A 16835-nucleotide genomic window follows, 5' to 3' on the forward strand; every position below is an offset into this window, starting at 1 on the left:
ATGTTCTTAGTTGTATCTTTTATGACACGAAATTAACTTATTTGTCACAAACTTGATAATATATTATGTCTTTAAAGCTACAAATTCTATATTTATCTTAAAAACTAATTCATGAATTTTACGCATTCAAAAACAGCTTTACCAAGTATTAAAATTCCTAAACCTGTTATCCTTTCAGCTAAGGCTTTGCAGTTTATATCTATTAATAAAGCAGCTAAATTTGGTGCAAGGCTTTTTACATCTCCTGTTAATTTTCCCATTCCTAAGAGAGAAAAAGTAATGTTAGAGAGTGCTCAAAAGAAAACAATAAATGTGCCATCCATCTCAAAAGACATTCAAGTACTATCATATGGTTACTCAACTAAAAAAGTATTATGGGTACATGGTTGGGCAGGAAGGAGCACCCAATTATATATGATTGCTGACAAACTCTTGGAAAAAGGTTACATGGTTATTTCTTTTGACGGACCTGCACATGGTAAATCTACAGGAAAAACTACCGAAATGCCAGAGTTCATAGAAACCATTACTGAACTCAACAAACAATTTGGACCTTTTGATGCTGCTATAGGGCATTCGTTTGGTGGAGTATGTTTGTATAACGCTCTTTCTGAAAATTTTGCGGTAAACAAATTGGTTACTGTTGGGGCAGCTGATAAAATATCAGATGTTATTTTAAACTTTACTAAAAACTTACAAGTAAAACCAGTTATAGCTCATAAAATGAAACGCTTATTTGATAAAAAGTGGCAACGAGATATTGATGTTCACTCCTCTAGCGTAAAAGCTAAAAATGTAAAAATACCTACTTTAGTTGTTCATGATTCATTTGATGGCGATGTTGATGTAAGTTGTGCAATAGCAATACGTCAAAACTTACAGAATGGAAAACTTTTAATTACAGAAGGCTTAGGACACACCAGAATTCTTCGTAACCCAAAAGTTGCTTCCAAAATTGTTGATTTTATAAGTAAAGAACCATGAGAAAATTAGTTATTTTATTTCTTTTAGCAATAACAGTTAGTACTACTGCAAATGCCCAAAACAAGAAAAAGTACACAGTAAACAAAACCAACAGTGAGTGGAAAAAGTTATTAACTCCAAAACAGTACTATGTACTTAGAGAGGCAGGTACAGAACGACCTAACTCAAGCCCTTTAAACTTTAACAAAAAAGAAGGAACCTACGTATGTGCAGCTTGTAAAACTCCGCTATATAAATCTGAAAACAAATACGATTCAGGTAGTGGATGGCCTTCTTTTGATAGAGCTATTAAAGGAAATGTAGAACTAGATATAGATTATAAACTAGGCTATGCTAGAACAGAGTTAAAATGTAATACTTGTGGTGGACATTTAGGGCACTCTTTTAATGATGGGCCTAAAAAAACTACTGGTAAACGTCATTGCATTAATGGGGTTGCTTTAGAGTTTATTCCTAAAAAATAAGATTTAAAAACAAGACCTATTTACGCTTAGAATCAAAAAAACACGTAAACATATTACGGGGCATTTATAGTTTTTTTTTAAAACGTTTTTCTCTTTAATTCTCTACTTATAACTGGAATCAATCATAAATAGTAAGGTTTTTCTAAAAAAATCTATTAACAAAATGCTAAAAACTAACAACTAATAACTAAATTTGTGCCTCTAAAAAATGAAGCCGATACATGTTTAATAATTTAAGCGAAAAGTTAGATAAGGCGTTACATACGCTGAAAGGACACGGAAAAATTACCGAAGTTAACGTTGCAGAAACTTTAAAAGAAGTTCGTAGAGCTTTATTAGATGCCGATGTTAACTTTAAAATAGCTAAGAATTTTACCAAAACAGTAAAAGAAAAAGCCTTAGGTCAAGACGTATTAACAACGTTAAACCCTGGGCAACTAATGGTAAAATTAGTTAAGGATGAATTAACCGAATTAATGGGTGGTGATACCGTTGGTATTAACTTAGGTGGTTCCCCTACTGTAATTTTAATGTCTGGTTTACAAGGTTCGGGTAAAACAACCTTTTCTGGTAAGCTAGCTAACTATCTTAAAACTAAGAAAACTAAACAAGTTTTATTAGTAGGATGTGACGTATATCGCCCTGCCGCAATTAACCAGTTACGTGTTGTTGGAGAGCAGATAGGTGTTGAAGTATACGCTGAGGAGGGAAATCAAAATCCTGTAGAAATTTCTCAAAATGCTATTAAGCATGCAAAAGCAAACGGTAAAAACGTGGTAATTATCGATACCGCGGGTCGTTTAGCTGTTGATGAGGAAATGATGACAGAAATTTCTAACATCCACAAAGCTGTAAGTCCACAAGAAACTTTATTTGTGGTAGACTCTATGACAGGGCAAGATGCTGTAAATACTGCCAAAGCCTTTAACGATGTATTAAATTTTGACGGAGTTGTTTTAACTAAGTTAGATGGTGATACTCGTGGTGGAGCTGCTTTATCTATTAAATCGGTAGTAGACAAGCCTATTAAATTTATAGGTACGGGTGAAAAAATGGATGCAATTGATGTATTCCACCCTAGTCGTATGGCTGATCGTATTTTAGGGATGGGAGACGTTGTTTCGTTAGTAGAGCGTGCCCAAGAACAATACGATGAAGAAGAAGCTAGAAAATTACAAAAGAAGATTGCTAAAAATCAGTTTGGTTTTGATGATTTCTTAAATCAAATCAATCAGATCAAAAAGATGGGTAGCATGAAAGATTTAGTAGGTATGATTCCTGGTGCTGGTAAAGCATTAAAAGATGTTGATATTGACGACGATGCTTTTAAAGGAATTGAAGCTATTATACACTCTATGACTCCTGAAGAAAGAAGTACTCCTTCTGTTATTAATGCGAGTCGTAAAAAACGAATTGCCAAAGGATCCGGAACTTCGGTACAAGAAGTTAACCAGTTAATGAAGCAATTCAATCAAATGAGCAAAATGATGAAGATGATGCAAGGTGGTGGCGGAAGAAAAATGATGCAAATGATGAAAGGCATGAGATAATATTAAATAAAAGAGAAGTTTTGTCGACTTCTCTTTTTTCTTTTTTGATTAACAACAACACACTAAATAACACACAACAACACACACAAATGATTTTACTAGACGGTAAAAAGACATCAGCAGACATTAAAGAAGAAATTGCTTTAGAGGTAGCAACATTAAAAGCTAATGATAAAAAAACACCACATTTAGCAGCGATTATCGTAGGTAATGACGGAGCTAGTTTAACCTATGTTAATGCAAAAGTAAAAGCTTGCGAACGTGTAGGTTTTGAATCTACTTTACTTCGTCTTCCTGAAGAAACTACTGAAGAAGAATTATTAAACGAAATAGCTATTTTAAATATTGATAATGATATTGATGGTTTTATCGTACAGCTTCCTCTACCCGATCATATTGATGAGCAAAAAGTTTTAATGGCTGTAAACCCTGATAAAGATGTAGATGGTTTCCACCCAATGAATGTTGGTAAAATGACCTTAAATCTTCCAACTTTTATTTCAGCGACTCCTTTTGGTATTTTAGAGTTATTAGATCGTTACAACATTGAAACTTCTGGTAAAGATGTGGTAGTAATTGGTCGTAGCCATATTGTAGGAAGCCCAATGAGTATTTTATTATCTCAAAAAAGAAAAGTAGGAAACGCTACCGTTACCTTAACACATAGTAGAACCAAAAACTTAAAAGAAATTACTCAAAAAGCAGATATTATTGTAGCTGCTATTGGTATTCCAGAGTTTTTAAAAGGTGATATGGTAAAAGACGATGTAGTAATTATTGATGTAGGAATTACTCGTGTTGCTGATCCTTCTAAGAAAAGAGGATTTAGATTAGTAGGTGATGTTGCTTTTAATGAAGTAGCAGAGAAAGCATCTCACATTACACCTGTACCTGGTGGTGTAGGCCCTATGACGATTGCTATGCTATTAAAAAACACTTTATTAGCTTGCGAACGTAGACAAGAAAACAGTTAGTAAATAATTTTTATAACAAAAAAACTCCAAACAATAGTTTGGAGTTTTCCTTTGTAAGCTAATTACTGTAAAAAATACTGGCTAACCTCTGTATTTGTTTCTAGCTCTTCAGCTATCTTTCCTTGTTTAAATAAACGTGCCGTATAATTTCCTCGTAATACAATTGAGTCTCCGTTAACTTCTAGCCAACTACCTTCGCGCAACCCTAGCACAGGTGTTTCATTAAATATATGATACTCTTTAATGCGTGTTTCTCTTGTTTCACCCATGTGCGTAGAATCTGGATTAGGGTCTAAATAGTGTGCATTGATATTAAACGGAATAAACCCTAAAGTTTTAAAACTTGGTGGATACACAATAGGCATATCATTGGTATTCATCATCGTTACTCCACAAATATTACTACCAGCACTCGTACCTAAATACGGAGTTCCGTTTTCAACTGCTTTGGTTAAAGCTGGAATAATATCATTTTTATACAGTTGGTTTACCAGTTCAAACGTATTACCTCCACCTGTAAAAATTGCCTTCGCTTGTTGTATTGCTTCTTTCGGATTATCAAACTCATGAATCCCCTTTACCTCTTTGTTAATTGTAGCAAAAGCTTTACGAGCTATATCAGTATATTCATCGTAGGTTTTACCACTTGCACGCGCATACGGTATAAATACTATAGTAGAGGCTTCTTTAAAAAAATTAGTTAAGGTTGGTAAAATATATTCTAGGTATCCACTACCATGAACAGTAGATGTACTTGCTACGATAAGTTTTTTCATTTGATATTTTTAATTGCTTTTCAACGGTCAAATGTAACCTTAAATGTTTAAAATAATAATTTTAAACATATTGGTTTCATCTGATTTAAACGCTATTATTCTTAGTATCAGCTCTAAATTTCCAAAAAAGTAATTAGTGCTATTATTTTTCAAATTAACAAAAATTTACCATGTCATTAAAACATTTTTAAGACAAGTAGGTGCTTTATTTGTGATATGAGAAACTTTTTACTTATTCTTTTTACGCTATTTTCTTGTGTCACTTTTGCACAGACTCCTCCTAAAATTATTAAGGGAACTGTTTTTATAGACAGTATCCCTACTCAAGATTTGCACATCATCAACAAAAAACTTTCTCTGGGAGCTATTTCAAACGAAAACGGACAATTTGAAATTTTAGCAGAAGAAAACAACATCTTATTAATTTCTCATCTAAATTTAGAGTACAAAGAAATTACTGTTAATGAAGAAAATATAAGAGCTAAAAACATTGTTATTTATGTTGATAGTAAAACTCATATGTTAGATGAAGTTGTTTTAGAAAGAAAAAGAGGAATTTTTGAAACAGATGATGATATTCTTACCAATGCCCCAATAGTTAATGCTAAAACATTAAAGCTACCCTACGCCAACGTAATCCCCAAAGGTGACAAAACTGTAAAAATTGAATCGGGAATAACTATAGGAATCTCAGGACTTGTAAACGCACTTAACGGAAATAATAAAAAGAAAAAACTACTAAAAAAACTAAAAATAGAAGATCAAAACATAGCTAACATTCGAAAACATTATACAGATGGCTTTTTTATAAGGCAACTAAAAATTAAAGAAGAACATATTAATTCATTTTTAGAAAGTTGTATTTCAAAAGGTATTATCAATCTGTATCGAAAGGATAAAGTTCTTGAATTAACTTCCGTTTTAATTGAAAACAGTAAACACTCTCCTTATCTATTAGAAAATGAAAATATAAGACTCTCTCAAAAATAATTGCATGATAAAACAACTACCCATCACTTTACTTTTATTACTTACTCTACAAATAACCGCACAAGAAAAACGAAAATTCATATATGCATCGGTTCACGATGAAGTAGCATCTGTTCCCAAAGCACATATTATCAATTTAAACACCAAACAAGGTACTTTTACGAATGATAATGGTGAATTTAGAATTTTAGCCAAACCAAACGATTCCTTACAAATATCATTTGTAGGTTATGAAACCAAAATTTTTAAAGTAGAATCAAAGCATTTAGGCATACAACAAAACAAAATTGAACTTAAAAAAGTAGCAATAGAACTCGATGAAGTTGAAATAAAAGAGCATAACTTACTTGGATATATTTCTTCAGACACTAAACATATTAAAACTGAAAAAGAGATTAATGCAGAAAGTTTAAACCTTCCTTACGCTGGCTCAAGAATTCTAACTCCTGCTGAAAGGCGTTTATACACAGGAATGGGTGGACGCCCTTTAAAACTTGAAGGTTTCGGTTTTATTCTGTCAACAGATTATATTATTAACTCCATATCAGGTAGACTAAAAAAACTAAAAAAAGAAAAAGCTATAGAGGATTCTGAAAAGAGAACACAACATATAGGTAACAATTATCGAGTTTATATACTACATGAATTAAAAATTATACCAGAAGACCTTACAAGGTTTGTCTACTTTATTGAAAATACCAATGATTTTTCTCCTTCATTATTAGCTGATAAAATAACTATGATTTCATTCTTAAAATTAAAATCAGATGAATTTAAAAAATTAAACCCGCAAAATTATAAACCAAACCAACAGTAGTCCAGAATTTAAATCGATGATTTTAAAATATTTTGTACCTTTATAAGTAAGCACTAACCTACAACACTTACCATTATGAAGCGAATTTTTTTAACCTTACTTCTTTTATCACAAGTTGCATTCTCACAAGAAGAGCGAAAAACACTTTTCGGAATTATTTATGATGAAAATGGTGTTTTAGAAAATGCTCATATTGTTAATTTCTCTACAAACCAAGCCACGTTTTCTAACGAAAATGGTGAGTATCGAATTTTTGCAAAACCTAACGACTCAATAAGATATACCTCTATCGGATATAAAACTATTTTTGAAACTCTTACCAAAGAAGATTTTAATACCTACCGAAAAAGAACCACTTTAGAAAAACAAGATTACGAATTAGATGAAATTTTATTACGAAACAACGAACTTTCAGGAGAGCTTACTAAGGATTTACGTAAAGTAAAACGTGATAAAAATCTAGAAATCGCTAGTAATGCTACTGATTTTTCTAAAGTAAATTATAACAACTATACTTCCGATGATCATATTAGCTTGCATGTAAAGCCCAATGTACTTAGGGTTGATCCTACTAAAAATTTTGAAGGATTTGGCACAACCAATACATTCCCTGTAAAAGACTCAGAAAAAATACAAAAGCTTCGTAAAGAATTAGCTTTTAAAGAAAGTTTACCAGCAAAACTATTAAGTGAATTAGGAGATGACTTCTTTTTTATTGAGCTTGAAATTCCTGTTGATAAATACTATCATTTTTTAGAGTATTGCAATCCGTTAGGTATAGAAAAACTCTACCAAAACCGTGAAGTGTTAAAAGTGATTAAAATTTTTAGAAAAGAGCATACAGAATACCTTAAAATTATAGGAAAACACTAATTTGGCGCAATAATTGTCTTAAAACACCTCATGAAAAAAGTTTTCATCATTCTTTTAGTAGTTCCGTTACTTTCATTTACCCTGCATAAATACTATGTTGCATTAACTGAAATTGAATACAGGGAAGATACACAAAGTGTACAAATGATTATGAATGTTTTTATGGATGATATTGAGCTTGCCATAAACAAAGACTACAATACTAATTTACAAATAGCTTCAAAAAATCAACTCTCTAATATTGATGATTACTTTTACAAGTATTTACAACAACACTTTAAAGTAATTATTAACGATCAAGAAACCTCCTATAAATTCATCGGAAAAGAATATGACGGAGATATTATTTATTTTTATTTAGAAATAGAAAATGTTGAAACACCTACTTCTATCGAAATTCAAAATGATGTTTTAGTTGATCATTTTCCAGATCAACAAAATTTGATAAAAGCTACCGTCAATAAAAAACGAAAAAGTTTATTCTTGTCTAGTAGTAATGATAAAGGTTTGTTAAAGTTTTAACATTTACATTTTTTTAATAATAAGTTTTCATTAACTTTCCGCTTATTTATTCAAAAAAATCAACAAGCACACAATGAGAAGATATTCTACGCTACTATTTTCAGCACTCTTTGTATCGGCTTCTTTATTTGCCCAAGAGGCACCTAAAAAAGAGCATCAACAAGGTCATACTGATCAAAACAAATTCCGACAGTTAAAAGATGTACTAGCAACTCCTAACGATCAACGTACTGCTTCTGGTGCTCCTGGTCATGCGTACACGCAACAAAAAGTTGACTATGTAATGAATCTTCATTTAGATGAAGCTGCTAACAAGCTTTATGGTGAAGAAGATATTACATACCACAATAACTCTAGAGATCATTTAGAATACTTATGGTTACAGTTAGATCAAAATGTGCGAGCTCCAGATTCTAAATCGCCACTAGCCGAATCTAAAAAAGCGAGTGCCTTTCAAACACCTACTAAATTTGTAGCTGAAAACATGGATAAACCAAAGGATTTTGGTTTTAAAATAGAAGCTGTAAAATATGCTGATGGTAGAGATTTACCTCACACTATTAATCGTACAATGATGCGCATTAATTTACCAAAGCCTTTGGCTCCAGGTGAAATTTTCAAATTTAAAATCAAGTGGAATTACCTGATTAACAATTCTGTAGAAGATGGTGGCCGCTCTGGTTTTGAATTATTCCCTGATGGAAATAAAAACTATACTATTGCCCAATTTTTCCCTAGATTATGTGTGTATGACAATGTAGAAGGATGGCAAAACATGCAATTTTGGGGACGTAGTGAGTGGGCTCTTGAATTTGGTGATTATGATGTAAAAATCACGGTTCCTGAAGATCATATTTTAGATGCTACAGGTGTTTTACAAAATGAAAAAGATGTGCTAACAAAAGAACAACGTAACCGTTGGGCTAAAGCTAGAAAATCTTTTAAAAATCCTGTGTTTATAGTTTCTCAAAAAGAAGCTGAAGAAAACGAAAAAAGAGGCACTAAAAAGACTAAAACTTGGCACTTTAAAGCAAACCAAGTTCGTGATTTTGCTTTTGCTTCCTCTAGAAAATATATTTGGGATGCTATGGCTGTTAATATTAATGGTAAAACTGTAATGGCTGTTTCTTTATACCCAAAAGAAGGAAATCCGTTATGGGAAGAGCACTCAACTCGTGTGGTTGCAAACACCTTAGAAGAGTATTCTAAAATGACTTTTGATTATCCGTATCCTAAGGCAATTTCTGTACATGCAAAACGCCAAGGAATGGAATACCCTATGATTTCATTTAATTACGGACGTCCAAACCCAGATGGAACGTATTCTGATAGAGTTAAAAACGGAATGATTGGTGTAATTACACACGAAATTGGTCACAACTTCTTCCCTATGATTGTTAACTCTGATGAGCGTCAATGGACATGGATGGATGAAGGATTAAACTCTTTTGTAGAAATTTTAGCTGAATTAGATTACGATCCAAACTTTAATACAGGTAACTTACCAAAAGACATTGTTCGTTATATGAGCTTAGACCAAAGTAAATTAAGCCCAATCATGTCTCAAGGTGATTACGTTCATAACTTCGGACCAAATGCATATACAAAGCCAGCTGCTGGTTTATATATGTTACGCCAAACAATTATGGGACCAGAATTATTCGATTACGCTTTTAGAACTTATTCAAAAAGATGGATGTTCAAGCACCCTACTCCTGCTGATTTCTTTAGAACAATGGAAGACGCTTCAGGTATGGACTTAGATTGGTTCTGGAGAGGTTGGTTCTACACAACTGATTATACTGATATTGGTATTAAAGAAGTGAAGCCTTTATACCTAACTAACAAACCTAACGAAGAAACAAAGAAGTTACAAGCACAATACCCTTCTTACTTTAAGCAATTAGGAAAATTAGTCTACTTAACTACTGATAAAAAAGATGCTGATAAGTCTGAAGTAGAAGCGTATATCAACAGTTTACCGAAAGACAAAAAAGCTAGCTTAAAAGAATTACCTCAGTACATTTATGAAGTTGAGTTTGAAAAACCTGGAGGGTTAGTAATGCCTATTATTGTTGAAATGACTTATGCTGACGGAACAAAAGAGCGTCAAACTTTTCCTGCTCAAATATGGAAGAAAAATGAACATCAAGTTTTTAGAGTATTTACTTCGTCTAAAGAAATTAAAAGCTTTGTTGTAGACCCTGACTTAGAAACTGCTGATATTGATACTTCAAACAACAGCTGGCCTAAACAAACAACAAACAAATTTGATGCTTTTAAAAACAAAGCGAAAAATTAATAAGGTTTAAAAAACCTAGTCATAAAAAAAAGCAGCCATATAGGCTGCTTTTTTTAACTTATCATCTTAATCATTATTTACTAAATAACTTATTTACTTCTTCATAAGTAAGTAATTTAGAAACTGTCATAATATCTGGATCTCTACTTACGTACTGCTGAATTTGTAACATAACAACACCATCGACCTTTGTATATTTCAACCAAATTACATCCCCGTTTGCTTTAATTTTATAAGGATCTCTAGGGTTTTCTTCAAAACCTTTTACAATTATTTGGTGTAATTTTTCTACATCATTATCTAAGTTTTTAAAAGAAAAATGAACGTATTCGTGAATAGGATCGTTAATATTCTTATAATAAAAGTTATAAGCTTCATCTCCTATTTTTTCTAAGTAAACATATTCTATCTTTCCTACTATTTCAGTTTTAGTAGTTTCAATAAATTCAATCTGCGAATACGACATAATTGAACATAATAATGCAGTTAAAAAAAGAAGTTTTTTCATAAATTTAAGGGTTTAAAGTTTGATTTAATTTTAATTTTTTAAATATAACTAAAACAACAACGACTTATACTTACAAAAAGTATGAATTATTTATGGTTTCTTTTATAAAGCCCTTTACTAGGGCTTCTAATCAAAATATATTTTTCTTTCTATACTTCATAGTTAGTTAACTTTTAATTAATTAGAAATTATATTTTTATATTTTGCGTAAACGTTAATTTTTTATCCCTCGAAAAAATCATGTTAAAAAAAACTTTGTCTATTCTAATCATTATTGTTGCTTTCTCGAAAGTGTTTTCTTAAAATAATCTGTATAACCCAAAAGACCTAAATAAGTTTAAACAAAAATTTTATCTAAATAAAGAAATAGGAATAGACAGCGCTTTATTTTATATGGATAAGCTACAACAAAGCACGAATGTAACCTACAAAACATTTGGGTATGCTGCCTCTGAATATTTGAAAATTAGAGAAAAAAATTATTAAATATTTCTTTTTATCAAGATAGTATAAATAAATATCTTCCTAAGATAGTTAAGACCAACAAAAACTTTCCCTTATTATTCGACATACATATATTATTAGGTAATTCTAATAATAGCTATTACACTGGTAAGGTTTTTTTATGGTAAGGGGACTATTTATACCTTAAAAGAAGAGTACTCTAAAGCCAGTTCTTTTCTAGAAAAAAGTTTAGAGTTATTTGAAAAAAGCAACTCACAATCATACTTGTACAAGGTTATTATAATAATGCCTATAATTATTACATGTCTAATAATCTAAACAAAGCAAAAGAGAACTTTTTAAAGGTTTTAAAAATAAAAAAAGACACAATTCTAGATTACAATTATTTACACACATTACTACCTTTCTAAAATTCATTCCAGGCAAAACAAAATAGACTCTGCTAAATATCATTTAAACACTTTTATAATTGGTTATGAAAAACTTACTTCAAGAAAAAAACAGCAAACTAATGGAGCTTACAAGGTTGACCTTGATAAAAAAACAAAAGAGTTAAAAGGAATTAAAAGAATACATTGCTAACAAAAGTTTTTATTACAGAACTATTTTTATAATACTAGTTCTTACTCTACTAATTATTAGTTTCTTAGTCGTTAAGAATTCAAAAGAAAAAAAGAAAGCTAATGAAAAACTAGATGAATTATTAGCAAAAATCTCAAAAAAAGAAGATTTAAATGAAAAATCTTTTTCATTACCCAATACAGTAAAAATAAAAGAATAGCAACACCAACAAATTATTAGTGTCTTGCAAAAAATAGAAGAAAAAAAATACTTTTTAAAAGAAAAGTTTAATTTATATAACGCAGCTAAAAAAATAGGGACTAATACCACCCATCTGTATCAGGTCCACCAAATACTTCTGTGTTCGGTTTTGCAATTGGATCTCCTGCAAATATTTTAAATCTTTCTTCTGATGTTAACTCATACTTCATTAACGACTCAATAGATAAACATTTCATAAGTTTTAATTTTTCTGTTTAGGTAAAGTTATTTTTTTATCTATTGCTTTTCTATTATTAACCCCTACACACTAAAAACTAAAACCTAAAAAACAAACACTTAACCAATATTTAATAGTGCTATTTTTTTAAAATAGTACCTGCTTTTTTCTTAGATAGTCACTTAATACACTTCTTTTCCTATTTCAATCTCACAATATTTGTAGTACATAATTCTTATAAATGTGGAACCTGAAAAGCATATAAATAGAGCAAGGAAAATTAAAATTAATTAACCATGTTATAATCAATTTCAAACTTAGGAAATGTTTTGAATAAATAAGAACAAAGAGAAATTAACGGATGATTATTACAGTGTCCAGAAGGTACTGTATATTTTTGTCTTGGTGCGCATCCACAATTCTCTTGTTGGTGTATGAAACTTGAAGAAGATCTTGTAGATAAATTCGCACTACCTTAAACACTATATTTTATTTAGTATATAGAACTTAAACCGTCCACTATATTGAGTTATAATGGACGGTTTTTTTACTATCTAAAAACTATAATAGCTTCTTAGCCTTCTTAACTTTTTGCTTGGTAAGAGCTATATCAATTACCTCACTCATGTCGGTTACATAATGGAATGTTAATCCTTTTAAGTAACTTTCTTTTATTTCTTCTATATCCTTTTTATTATCAGCACACAAAATAATTTCTTTGATGTTAGCTCGTTTTGCAGCCAATATTTTTTCTTTAATACCTCCAACTGGAAGTACTTTTCCACGTAACGTAATTTCACCTGTCATAGCTAATTTATTTTTCACTTTACGTTGCGTAAATAAAGAAACTAAAGAAGTTAGCATAGTAATACCAGCACTCGGTCCATCTTTTGGAGTTGCTCCTTCTGGTACGTGAATGTGTACATCATACTTATCTAATACTTCAGGATTAATTCCAAACTCTTCAGCATTCGATTTAATATACTTCATTGCAATTGTTGAAGACTCTTTCATTACAGTACCTAAGTTACCTGTTATTGAAAGATTTCCTTTTCCTTTAGAAATAATAGATTCTATAAATAAAATATCTCCTCCAACACTTGTCCAAGCTAACCCAGTAACAACACCTGCAACATCGTTATTCTCGTACTTATCACGTTCTAAACGTGCAGGTCCTAAAATAGTTTCTATATCTTCATTTGTCAAAACAACATTGTACTCCTCTTCCATCGCAATAGACTTAGCGGCAAAGCGAACTACTTTTGCTACTTGTTTTTCTAAACCACGGACTCCAGACTCTCTAGTATATCCTTCAACTATTTTCTCTATCTGCTTTTTACCTACTGTTAAATGTTCTTTTGATAATCCGTGCTCTTTTAATTGCTTTGGGAACAAGTATTTTTTAGCTATTTCTACCTTCTCTTCAATAGTATACCCTGTTACGTTAATAATTTCCATACGATCACGTAATGCCCATGGAATTTGATTAATGTTATTAGCTGTTGCTATAAATAATACTTTAGAAAGATCATATCCTACTTCTAAATAATTATCATAAAAAGCTGTGTTTTGTTCTGGGTCTAATACTTCTAACATTGCTGAAGAAGGATCTCCTTGATGACTTTGACTTAACTTATCTATTTCATCTAACACAAATACAGGATTTGAAGTTCCTGCCTTTTTAATATTTTGGATTAAACGACCAGGCATTGCTCCAATATAGGTTTTACGGTGTCCTCTAATTTCAGCTTCATCACGTAAACCTCCTAAAGACATACGTACGTACTTGCGTCCTAATGCTTCAGCTACCGATTTACCTAACGATGTTTTACCTACTCCTGGAGGTCCGTACAAACAAATAATTGGCGATTTCATATCACCACGTAATTTTAAAACCGCTAAATGCTCTAAAATACGCTCTTTAACTTTTTCTAACCCGAAATGATCTCTGTCTAAGATTTTTTGAGCTCTTTTTAAATCAAATTTATCTTTTGAATACTCTCCCCAAGGTAACTCTAACATTAACTCTAAGTAGTTACGCTGTACACCATATTCTGCCATTTGAGGGTTCATACGTCTTAAACGCCCTAACTCTTTCTCAAAAGTTTCTCCAACCTCTTTATTCCATTTTTTAGACTTAGCCTTAGTACGCATTTCATCTAGCTCTTGCTCGTGAGAAACACCACCTAATTCATCTTGAATGGTTTTTAATTGTTGATTTAAATAGTATTCACGTTGTTGCTTATCTAAATCAGAACGTGTTTTAGATTGAATATCATTACGTAATTGTAACTTTTGAAGCTCTTTGTCTAAGTTTTTTAACGTTAGCAGTGCACGTTCTTTCAAATTGTCTTTCTCTAACAATACTTGTTTTTGCGATACACTTAACTCCATGTTTGACGAAATAAAATTCACCAAAAATGAATTGGATTGAATATTTTTTATCGCAAACGATGCTTCCGAAGGTAACATTGGATTTTCTTTTATTACCTCTAACGCTAAATCTTTAATCGACTCGATAATTGCATCAAACTCTTTTTGATCGTCAATTTCTCGCTCATCAACGGCTTCTTTTACCTTAGCTTTTAAATAAGGTTCTTCTTGCGTAACTTTCTCAATTTCAAAACGTTTTTTACCTTGAATAATAACCGTTGTATTACCATCAGGCATTTTTAATACACGTAAAATTTGTGCCACTACACCTGTTTGATAAATATCATCTATTCCTGGATCTTCAACTTCACTATCTTTTTGGGCTACTACCCCTACAACCTTATTTCCTTTGTTAGCATCTTTAATTAACTGAATAGACTTATCTCTACCTGCTGTAATTGGAATTACAACTCCAGGAAATAAAACAGTGTTACGCAACGGAAGAATTGGCAACTCCTCAGGAATACTCTCTCTATTTATTAACTCTTCATCTTCTGGTGTTAGTAATGGAATTAACTCAGAATCCTCATTAAAAACATCTTGAAGCGACAAATTGTCTAAATGTAATATTTTTGATTTACTCATATCTTATTTATTCTGTCATAGTGGCACTTTTCTCCTTTTTATTGAAAGAAAACCACTTTTTTAAAATCATAATTTACTGATAAACAAAAGAATACACATACCCTAATATCTATCGTGGTTACTATAATTCAATTCTTATGCCAACAAAAACTATAAATAACTTAATTTGTAACTTATTTAATTATAAATCGTCTTATTAATATTATATTTCAATAAAAACTAACCAAAAATGAAATTTAAATTTTTAATTCTTTCTCTTGTCTTATTACTAACAAGCTGTGCCTCAAAAACAAACTCTCCTGAGTTCATTGAAAAAGCAGCTGGACGCTATTATTTTAATGCTGATGAAATTATAGAAGTTACGTTTAATGAAGACAATAAGTTGCTTATAAAATGGCGTAATCAAGATTTAGAACCTTTAAAAGTAAACGATTCTTCTTTTTATGTTAGAGAGTTAAATGAAAAACTAATTTTTAATACTTCTAAGAATATGATAGGGTTAGCTGAAAAGCGTGAGCATGAAGGAGAAAAGTATGTCTTTAAAAAACTAAAAAAAGGAGAAAAAACTCCCAGCGAACATTTAGCAGAAGGTAACTTTGAAGCCGCTTTAAAAGGTTACAAAACTATAAAAGAAAAGGATAGCTTAAACCCAGTTATTAGAGAACGTAATTTAAATAGATTAGGATATCAATATCTTAGAAAAGATGAGTTTGAAAATGCCATTAATGTTTTTAAAATTAACATTGAATTGTATCCTAATAGCTCAAATACTTATGATAGTACCGCTGATGCTTATACCAGAATGAAAGATACAGCGAACGCTATTGAATACTATAAAAAAGCTTTAACCATTAACCCTGAAAATAGAAGTTCTAAACGTGCTTTAGAAAAACTTACTTTAAAGAAAGAGGAATAAATAATCTTGAAAGTTTTTTAAAGTAAAATTAACATCGCTATACCTATAAAAACTACAATTTGCGCCCATTTTAAATATATCCCCACCTTTTTGTGCTGTTTAATGTAATTAGAAATTTTTCCTGCCAAAATAGCAATGGAAGAAAATATTAAAAAAGATGTTAAAATGAATAATCCTCCTAATACATAAAATTGGAGTACGTTTGACAAGCTGTCAGAAAACAAAAACTGCGGGAAGAATGCCAAAAAGAAGATTGTAACCTTAGGATTCAACACATTCATCCAAAAACCTGTTTTGAATAACTGCATTGTTGATTTTTTCTGAACATTCGTTGTAGAAAAGGCAATTTCAGCATCACTTTTATACACCTGATAGGCTAAATACATTAAATATCCTGCTCCAAATAGCTTGATGAGAAAAAACAAATTCGGGTTCTGTTTGATGATTTCCGATACTCCAAAAGCCACCAAAGTTGTATGAATGATGCACCCTATCATTAAACCCACAACCGTAGCCAATCCGTATTTTTTACCATTGACAATACTTTGTGTTAAGACAAAAACATTATCAGGTCCTGGTGAAATCGCCAAAGTGGCCGTGGCTAATACAAAAGATATGAGGGTTTCTAGCATTTTTTACTTAATTAGATTGAGTAAGATAATATAAAAAGTAAAGT

At 31.1% G+C, this 16835-nt stretch carries 15 protein-coding genes; 10 read left to right on the forward strand and 5 right to left on the reverse strand.

Annotated elements, in window-relative coordinates; translation table 11 throughout:
* Nucleotides 1-111 precede the first annotated feature (111 nt).
* From Q0663_RS10360 to folD, 4 genes are all read left to right on the forward strand, one after another.
* Nucleotides 112-984 (forward strand): alpha/beta hydrolase, encoded by an 873-nt coding sequence (locus Q0663_RS10360; protein ID WP_299010540.1) that lies wholly within the window; start codon nt 112-114, stop codon nt 982-984.
* A complete protein-coding gene (gene msrB, locus Q0663_RS10365) occupies nt 981-1448 on the forward strand; it encodes a peptide-methionine (R)-S-oxide reductase MsrB (RefSeq protein WP_299010543.1) in 468 nt (155 codons plus the stop codon). Before Q0663_RS10360 ends, msrB begins: the two co-directional genes overlap by 4 nt.
* 221 nt (nt 1449-1669) lie before the next feature.
* On the forward strand, nt 1670-2998 hold the full coding sequence (gene ffh / locus Q0663_RS10370) for a signal recognition particle protein (RefSeq protein WP_125067692.1): 1329 nt from the start codon (nt 1670-1672) through the stop codon (nt 2996-2998).
* An 89-nt stretch (nt 2999-3087) separates the two neighbouring features.
* The gene (gene folD / locus Q0663_RS10375) at nt 3088-3972 is read left to right on the forward strand and encodes a bifunctional methylenetetrahydrofolate dehydrogenase/methenyltetrahydrofolate cyclohydrolase FolD (protein WP_299010548.1); all 885 of its coding nucleotides are present in this window, start codon (nt 3088-3090) and stop codon (nt 3970-3972) included.
* Between the two features lie 62 nt (nt 3973-4034).
* On the opposite strand, the gene pepE is transcribed toward folD, so the two are convergent.
* A complete protein-coding gene (pepE, locus tag Q0663_RS10380; RefSeq protein WP_299010551.1) occupies nt 4035-4748 on the reverse strand; it encodes a dipeptidase PepE in 714 nt (237 codons plus the stop codon).
* Between the two features lie 216 nt (nt 4749-4964).
* Between pepE and Q0663_RS10385 the strand changes: the two genes are divergently transcribed.
* The 5 genes from Q0663_RS10385 to Q0663_RS10405 all read left to right on the forward strand — a co-directional run bounded on the left by Q0663_RS10385 (nt 4965) and on the right by Q0663_RS10405 (nt 10252).
* The gene (locus Q0663_RS10385) at nt 4965-5738 is read left to right on the forward strand and encodes a carboxypeptidase-like regulatory domain-containing protein (RefSeq protein WP_299010554.1); all 774 of its coding nucleotides are present in this window, start codon (nt 4965-4967) and stop codon (nt 5736-5738) included.
* A gap of 4 nt (nt 5739-5742) precedes the next feature.
* Nucleotides 5743-6555 carry a carboxypeptidase-like regulatory domain-containing protein gene (locus tag Q0663_RS10390; RefSeq protein WP_299010557.1) on the forward strand — a complete coding sequence of 271 codons (813 nt, stop codon included), beginning with the start codon at nt 5743-5745 and terminating at the stop codon, nt 6553-6555.
* A gap of 75 nt (nt 6556-6630) precedes the next feature.
* Nucleotides 6631-7428, forward strand: coding sequence for a carboxypeptidase-like regulatory domain-containing protein (locus tag Q0663_RS10395; RefSeq protein WP_299010560.1), 798 nt, complete (start codon nt 6631-6633; stop codon nt 7426-7428).
* Nucleotides 7429-7458: 30 nt separating this feature from the next.
* Nucleotides 7459-7950: a DUF6702 family protein gene (locus tag Q0663_RS10400; RefSeq protein ID WP_299010563.1), complete on the forward strand. Its 492-nt coding sequence runs from the start codon at nt 7459-7461 to the stop codon at nt 7948-7950.
* A 73-nt stretch (nt 7951-8023) separates the two neighbouring features.
* Nucleotides 8024-10252: a M1 family metallopeptidase gene (locus tag Q0663_RS10405; protein WP_299010565.1), complete on the forward strand. Its 2229-nt coding sequence runs from the start codon at nt 8024-8026 to the stop codon at nt 10250-10252.
* Nucleotides 10253-10325: 73 nt separating this feature from the next.
* Here Q0663_RS10405 and Q0663_RS10410 read toward each other — a convergent pair whose 3' ends face one another.
* From Q0663_RS10410 to lon, 3 genes are all read right to left on the reverse strand, one after another.
* Complete coding sequence (locus tag Q0663_RS10410; protein ID WP_299010567.1) at nt 10326-10760, reverse strand: hypothetical protein; 435 nt, start codon at nt 10758-10760, stop codon at nt 10326-10328.
* 1346 nt (nt 10761-12106) lie between these two features.
* Complete coding sequence (locus Q0663_RS10415) at nt 12107-12244, reverse strand: hypothetical protein (RefSeq protein ID WP_299010569.1); 138 nt, start codon at nt 12242-12244, stop codon at nt 12107-12109.
* 542 nt (nt 12245-12786) lie between these two features.
* Complete coding sequence (gene lon, locus Q0663_RS10420) at nt 12787-15243, reverse strand: endopeptidase La (RefSeq protein WP_299010572.1); 2457 nt, start codon at nt 15241-15243, stop codon at nt 12787-12789.
* Nucleotides 15244-15472: 229 nt separating this feature from the next.
* On the opposite strand from lon, the gene Q0663_RS10425 reads away from it, so the two are divergent.
* Nucleotides 15473-16159: a tetratricopeptide repeat protein gene (locus tag Q0663_RS10425; protein ID WP_299010575.1), complete on the forward strand. Its 687-nt coding sequence runs from the start codon at nt 15473-15475 to the stop codon at nt 16157-16159.
* Nucleotides 16160-16176: 17 nt separating this feature from the next.
* On the opposite strand, the gene Q0663_RS10430 is transcribed toward Q0663_RS10425, so the two are convergent.
* Nucleotides 16177-16791 carry a LysE family translocator gene (locus Q0663_RS10430; protein WP_299010578.1) on the reverse strand — a complete coding sequence of 205 codons (615 nt, stop codon included), beginning with the start codon at nt 16789-16791 and terminating at the stop codon, nt 16177-16179.
* Between the last annotated feature and the right edge of the window lie 44 nt (nt 16792-16835).

The sequence above is a fragment of the uncultured Tenacibaculum sp. genome (assembly GCF_947504135.1).
GTDB lineage: Bacteria > Bacteroidota > Bacteroidia > Flavobacteriales > Flavobacteriaceae > Polaribacter.

Coding starts and splice junctions, on each gene's coding strand:
- Q0663_RS10360 (WP_299010540.1), top strand. CDS start 112: ATGAATTTTACGCATTCAAAAACAGCTTTACCAAGTATTAAAATTCCT.
- msrB (WP_299010543.1), top strand. CDS start 981: ATGAGAAAATTAGTTATTTTATTTCTTTTAGCAATAACAGTTAGTACT.
- ffh (WP_125067692.1), top strand. CDS start 1,670: ATGTTTAATAATTTAAGCGAAAAGTTAGATAAGGCGTTACATACGCTG.
- folD (WP_299010548.1), top strand. CDS start 3,088: ATGATTTTACTAGACGGTAAAAAGACATCAGCAGACATTAAAGAAGAA.
- pepE (WP_299010551.1), bottom strand. CDS start 4,748: ATGAAAAAACTTATCGTAGCAAGTACATCTACTGTTCATGGTAGTGGA.
- Q0663_RS10385 (WP_299010554.1), top strand. CDS start 4,965: ATGAGAAACTTTTTACTTATTCTTTTTACGCTATTTTCTTGTGTCACT.
- Q0663_RS10390 (WP_299010557.1), top strand. CDS start 5,743: ATGATAAAACAACTACCCATCACTTTACTTTTATTACTTACTCTACAA.
- Q0663_RS10395 (WP_299010560.1), top strand. CDS start 6,631: ATGAAGCGAATTTTTTTAACCTTACTTCTTTTATCACAAGTTGCATTC.
- Q0663_RS10400 (WP_299010563.1), top strand. CDS start 7,459: ATGAAAAAAGTTTTCATCATTCTTTTAGTAGTTCCGTTACTTTCATTT.
- Q0663_RS10405 (WP_299010565.1), top strand. CDS start 8,024: ATGAGAAGATATTCTACGCTACTATTTTCAGCACTCTTTGTATCGGCT.
- Q0663_RS10410 (WP_299010567.1), bottom strand. CDS start 10,760: ATGAAAAAACTTCTTTTTTTAACTGCATTATTATGTTCAATTATGTCG.
- Q0663_RS10415 (WP_299010569.1), bottom strand. CDS start 12,244: ATGAAATGTTTATCTATTGAGTCGTTAATGAAGTATGAGTTAACATCA.
- lon (WP_299010572.1), bottom strand. CDS start 15,243: ATGAGTAAATCAAAAATATTACATTTAGACAATTTGTCGCTTCAAGAT.
- Q0663_RS10425 (WP_299010575.1), top strand. CDS start 15,473: ATGAAATTTAAATTTTTAATTCTTTCTCTTGTCTTATTACTAACAAGC.
- Q0663_RS10430 (WP_299010578.1), bottom strand. CDS start 16,791: ATGCTAGAAACCCTCATATCTTTTGTATTAGCCACGGCCACTTTGGCG.